Origin of the sequence: Devosia sp., assembly GCF_017307565.1 — a bacterium.
In the GTDB taxonomy this organism is placed as follows: domain Bacteria; phylum Pseudomonadota; class Alphaproteobacteria; order Rhizobiales; family Devosiaceae; genus Devosia.
Genome location: NZ_JAFKHD010000125.1, coordinates 1 through 3,437, shown reverse-complemented (window position 1 = coordinate 3,437; position 3,437 = coordinate 1). Strand labels below are relative to the sequence as shown.

Annotated in this window: 3 protein-coding genes; 1 reads left to right on the top strand and 2 read right to left on the bottom strand. The window is 58.0% G+C overall.

Features of this window, described 5'->3' with window-relative positions; all coding sequences use genetic code 11:
• A partial coding sequence (locus tag J0I64_RS03565) for an autotransporter outer membrane beta-barrel domain-containing protein (RefSeq protein WP_291406243.1) occupies positions 1-1,810 on the bottom strand: 1,810 nt, incomplete at its 3' end.
• A gap of 61 nt (positions 1,811-1,871) precedes the next feature.
• Positions 1,872-2,258, bottom strand: coding sequence for a hypothetical protein (locus J0I64_RS03560; RefSeq protein ID WP_291406242.1), 387 nt, complete (start codon positions 2,256-2,258; stop codon positions 1,872-1,874).
• Between the two features lie 307 nt (positions 2,259-2,565).
• On the opposite strand from J0I64_RS03560, the gene J0I64_RS03555 reads away from it, so the two are divergent.
• On the top strand, positions 2,566-3,437 hold an 872-nt coding region (locus J0I64_RS03555; protein ID WP_291406241.1), incomplete at its 3' end, for an AAA family ATPase.

Genomic DNA, 3,437 nt, shown 5'->3' with positions numbered 1-3,437 from the left:
AGAGCGCGCCTGCGGGCGCGCCAGAATTGAGCAATGTCGAACGCAGATACCAGTTTCCATCGGGCGGGCCCGACGGCCCGTTCTGATAGAGCCTATACCCGTAGGCCCCCGCCACGACTGTCTGCTGGCCATCAAACTCATAGTCGCCGAGCAGAGAAAACACGCCGTTCGAGGCCCCACCGACATCGACAATCTTGATGCCTTCGGTAGTCTGCGCCCCCGTGCCACCAAAATTGATGACGCGAACATTGGTGCTACCGGATGTATCGCCAGTCACGACCAGAAGATCGGTCGCAGAACTGTCGCCTCCCAGCACAGTCTCGATCTCAAGCGTGCCGCCATTCCCGACATAGTTCCCGTTGACGGTCAGGGTCCCGATCGAATTGCCCGGGGCGATCGTTCCCCCGGAGAAATTTGTCGTGCTGCCAACCTGGCCGCTGCCTTGCAGACGACCGCCAACAACCTCCAGCGTGCCCCCCAAAATGCCATTGACCGACAAGATGCCGTCATAGACCCCGGACACGCCCGAAAGACCCGAATTGTCGGCGGTGAGCGTGGTCTGCCCCGCCCCACGCTGCTGGATACCACCAGTACCCGTGATCGTTCCGCCGAAGGTCACCTTGTCGGAACGGTTGAAGGCTAGCAGGCCATTATTGGCGACATCGCCGAGAATGCTGCCGCTCGTACCGCCAGCCCCAAGCTGGAGAACGCCCGCTTCGATGACAGTGCCACCGGTAAAGCTGTTGGCGCCGGTCAGCGTCAGGGTGCCAGCGCCCTGTTTGATCAACCCTCCAGCACCGGTCAGCTCCGGGGCAATGCCGATACCGTAGCCATTGGTGTCGATGAAGCCACCAGCGGTCCCAATGAGAACGGTTTGGTTTCCGTAAGTCAGAAAGAACGCTGCGTTATCGGTCGTTGCCCGCAGGACACCACCATCGATCGTGAGATCGGCCGTTCCGGCACCGCCTTTGATGTGGCGGGTCTCCAAAATTCCTCGAGAACCAAGTGTGCCGCGTAGAACCAGGGTCCCGCTCGCAGACGTGTCGGCAATGCCAAGATCGACACCATTCTTGACGGAAACCTGCGCCCCGTCCGCGATGGTCATGTCGGCAACCCCGTGCATGCCGAGAACAAGATTGTGCTGCGTTATCGTCCACCCCGCCCCCGGCCCCGTGACCTCGACAGTGCCGGTGGTGCTGGGGCCGGCTCCGACATAACCTTGATTGCTCGTCAGCTTGGCGCCGCTCTCGATTTGGAGCACCCCGTCGCCATACGAGCCGACGGTAACCTGACCTGCCACGATCCAGGTTCCACCGGTCGCCAGTACAACTTTGCCCTCACCGCCGGCCGACACCCCGATGGTCGTCAGATCGCTCGATACAGTTGCTCCGTCCTGGACCGTGACGGTGCCGGTCGTCATGTTGCCAACGTGGATCCGCCCACTGTTTATCCAGTGCGAACCCGGTCCGCTCACCAGCACCTCGCCCCGGCCCAGGTAGCCGACGTCGCTTTGAGCGCTCCACACCTGGCCGCCGGCCGTAATACTCAATGTTCCAATACCCTGGAGACCGACATCAAGATTGTCGCCATTGTACCATTGCGACCCGGGGCCGGTAACGGAAGCGGTGCCTTCGTCGCCGGGGGAAGCCCCGACATAGGCACTCAGATTGTAGAGGATACCGCCGTTCTGAATGGCGAGCCCGCCATCCCCCCAGAGACCGATCCAGAGATCGGTATCGGCATCGATGCTGGACGCGTCCGCAGGATCATTGATCCCGGTAAAATCGACGGATTGAGCCAATGCTGGCACCAGGCTCGCCATCGCCACGCCGAGACATGTCGAAGACAGCAGCAGCCATCGGGATGGCGAGCTACCAATTGAAAGAAAAGAACAATTTGGATGGCGGGCAAATTGGGAAAGCAAATCGCACATGCAACGAATGTGCGGAAATTATGCTTAATTGTTCACTAAATTTGTCCTCGGCCGACAGCGATTTCACCATGGCCGCGTCGCGGACACCGCCACGGCCGTACCCTGCCAAAGTGTCTATGCCAGTCTTGGCCAGGAGGGTTGTCGTCTCATTCCGGTTCGTACCGCATTCGGCCCAGCCCCTGCTTCTTTTCACGCGTTTCGGGGAGAGGATGATCCAGGATTGGACGCCGCTGGCCTTCTCGGGGGCGATTTTCTCAATCAACATGCAGTGTTTGTCGACTTCGCCGGAAGGAGACTGTTCGTTCGGCCAAACCAAGCCCAGCAAGACTAGGCGACGTCTCTCACGATCCCGAACTCTACGACCGGAACGCTCGTCACCCGATGCAGCCTGTCAACACCAACCCAAGACCGCCGGTCTGCTGCCGACCCCATTTCTGCCGTTATAAGATAACCTACGGATACCTAAAATCCGCCGCTGTTAGACGCGCTGTCCCACGACGATCCCGTCGGGGTTGCGAAGCCAAGTGAAGCAGATGTCGCATTAATAACGCTACTTCTGGAAGCGAAACCACTGACCACTTGGCGATTCTCTTATCAGCCGATAGCCTCACCGCGCCTACTTGGGGGACAACTTGCGTATTTCTAGCATAAGGTTGAATGGCTTCCGCCGTTTTGTAGATTTAGAGATCAAGAACATCCCCAGCAGTGCCAGATTGGTCGTGCTGGCGGGTCCCAATGGATCGGGAAAGTCTTCGCTCTTCGACGCGATGCTTCTCAGGCATAGAATGGATTCATCGTACGGGTGGTCGGGGGACGTCAGATACTATAATCGCCCGGATAATCCTGCAGCCGCTGTCGAAAACAAAATTGCTGTAACCACACACAGCGGTATGCCCCTAGGCCGCGGCACGTTCTATGTGAGAACCGCATATCGTAACGATCCCGAGTTTTCCCACACGAGCCTGTCTCGACAGAATGACATCCTCGACACAGTCGTCCTGAATAAGCTTATCGAGACCGACGCAACCGTCTCGGTAAATTATACTCGCTTGGCTTCGCAAGCTATGGAGGATGTCTTCGTCAACGAGCCCGGGGCGACCACCTTCACCGAGTATCGAGATCGTCTGCTCGGTGAAACAAGAGATCCGATGAACCGGCTGTTCCCAGACCTGATGTTTGTGGGCATCGGCAATCCTCTGAACAGTGGGACATTCAGGTTTGACAAGGGGTCGGCTAAGAGCTTCGAGTATCGCAGCCTTTCTGGCGGCGAGAAAGCCAGCTTCGACTTGATGCTGGATATCGTCGTCAAGAGGAAGAGCTACGCAGACGCGATCTACTGCATCGACGAGCCAGAGACGCACATGAATACGCGACTTCAGGGCGCGCTTCTCAAAGAACTCTTAGATCTTGTTCCAGGAGAATCGCAACTCTGGATTGCGTCCCATTCAATCGGAATGATGAGGAAGGCTCGAGAACTCTACGACGCCGACCCTACCAGTGTCGC